The sequence below is a fragment of the Shigella sp. FC1967 genome (genome assembly GCF_001743005.1).
Taxonomy (GTDB): Bacteria; Pseudomonadota; Gammaproteobacteria; order Enterobacterales; family Enterobacteriaceae; genus Proteus.
The window spans coordinates 1-1,021 of the sequence record NZ_MIIZ01001074.1 but is presented as its reverse complement, the minus strand read 5'-3'; the positions used below and the strand labels follow the sequence as shown (position 1 = coordinate 1,021).

The 1,021-nt window shown below is 31.1% G+C and carries 2 protein-coding genes; both read right to left on the bottom strand.

Features of this window, described 5'->3' with window-relative positions; all coding sequences use genetic code 11:
* A partial coding sequence (locus tag BHE89_RS18470) for a GNAT family N-acetyltransferase (RefSeq protein ID WP_128860712.1) occupies positions 1-526 on the bottom strand: 526 nt, incomplete at its 3' end.
* Between the two features lie 295 nt (positions 527-821).
* Positions 822-977 carry an MliC family protein gene (locus tag BHE89_RS26405; RefSeq protein ID WP_286146291.1) on the bottom strand — a complete coding sequence of 52 codons (156 nt, stop codon included), beginning with the start codon at positions 975-977 and terminating at the stop codon, positions 822-824.
* Positions 978-1,021 lie beyond the last annotated feature (44 nt).

Genomic DNA, 1,021 nt, shown 5'->3' with positions numbered 1-1,021 from the left:
CCCAACAACGAAAATCACAATATAGTGACGAAGTTAAATCTATTTCATTTAGAATGCTTAATGCCATAATTCCTTCATCATCTCCTTCTGTTTGTTTATAAACACCTTGATTTAATTCAAAGAGCTTACCTTTCCATTTATGCCATCCTAATAGAGAATATAGTGGTACACCCTCTTCTGAAGCAGAGAGTAGTCCAAGCTGATAACACGATTTGATAATACCATTTGCTTGGATCATTAACTCTTTACCTATTCCTTGTCGACGATAATCCTTCAAAACAGCCATTGCCTCAACATATCCCACTACAATAGGATTATTATCAATCGCCATATTTCTTTGAACTACAGCAACATGCCCTACTATCTTTTCTTGATCATAAGCAAATATATGCATGCCACCTAATGCGTGTTGAAAATCGTCTAATGAAAAATCACCACCAAAACTTTCTGTTAATAAGGAATACAGTATTTCTTTCTCTATTTTAGATAAGTGACAAGTATGTTTAGATGTATATTCAATAATCATAAAAAACCTTTAAAAATCACAATAAGACTCTATTTATAACTGATTTTATTTTTTTATGACCATCTAATTTATGTGATAAAAAATGTGTTATTATTTTTTCTATACTCGTTATTGTTACTTTAAATTATTATATTTACTTAATCTTTTTTCTTATAAAAAAGGACAATAAATTGTCCTCTTCTTTATTTATGACTAAGTTTTTACCTTATTTTTACTAATTCACAAGTGCGCCCTTTTATCTTCAGCAAAACGTCCATTAACTGCATCATCTTCTGAAATTGTAGCTAAATTAAACTCACCTTTTTCCTTTACCCCAAATTTGAAAATTCTCACCGACATAACGAGCGCCACTAGCCGCAATGGCTTCTTTTAAAACAATAATTTCATTGTTGTAATACATAACAGCGAGTTGTTCAGTAGGAAAAGAAACTCTAATTTTTTTGACCTTCACAGTTATAAGTATCCGTTTTAGCCGCCAAAGCAGGAGCTGTTATT